The organism is Methylobacterium platani, assembly GCF_001653715.1.
Lineage (GTDB): Bacteria > Pseudomonadota > Alphaproteobacteria > Rhizobiales > Beijerinckiaceae > Methylobacterium > Methylobacterium platani.
In genome coordinates, this window is the sequence record NZ_LWHQ01000085.1 from 454 (window position 1) to 686 (window position 233).

Here is a 233-nt window from a genome sequence, read left to right on the forward strand (position 1 = left end):
GGGGCGGCCGCAGGCGCAGGGCGGGCCCCCAGGCGGTCTCCTCCGGCGCGTCGGCGTAGTCGGCGCGGGACGCCGGCGCCGGCGGGTCCTCGGGCGGCCCCGGCGGGCTTGCGGCGAGAAGGCAGGCGGTGCGGGCGAGGGCGGCTCGCGCCGTCGCGCCCCGCCCGGCGGCGAGACGGCGCGTCAGGCCGCGCAAGGTCGCCGCGGCCATCAGGTAGCCGGTGGCGTGGTCG

At 83.7% G+C, this 233-nt stretch carries 1 pseudogene; it reads right to left on the reverse strand.

The window, feature by feature from the left end:
* Nucleotides 1-233: pseudogene (locus A5481_RS36000) on the reverse strand (CoA transferase); the annotation flags it as partial.